The organism is Tritonibacter sp. SIMBA_163 (assembly GCF_046535935.1).
Classification (GTDB): domain Bacteria; phylum Pseudomonadota; class Alphaproteobacteria; order Rhodobacterales; family Rhodobacteraceae; genus Epibacterium; species Epibacterium scottomollicae.
Map to the genome: position 1 here is coordinate 1 of NZ_JAWJBP010000570.1, position 266 is coordinate 266.

Sequence of the window (266 nt, forward strand, 5' to 3'; positions counted from 1 at the left end):
TGACCATCGATGATCTCGTTGAGAAAAACATGCTCGCCCGCAACGCGGACGGTGCGATCTGGCTCGGTGCGCGGCTCTATCATTACGGTCTTGCCTACGCGCGGTCGCTTGATTTCATGAGCGTCGCCACGCACGAAATGCATGATCTCTGCCGCGAAGCGAACGAAGCAGTGCAACTGTGCGGCCGGGATGGAGACCATATGCTTGTTCTGGCCATGGCGGACGGACCAAGCCCGTTTCAGGTTGCCTCGCGTGTCGGCACAAGA

Annotated in this window: 1 pseudogene; it reads left to right on the forward strand. The window is 59.0% G+C overall.

Features of this window, described 5'->3' with window-relative positions:
- Positions 1 to 29: 29 nt before the first annotated feature.
- Positions 30 to 266, forward strand: a pseudogene (locus tag R0J92_RS23585) (IclR family transcriptional regulator); the annotation flags it as partial.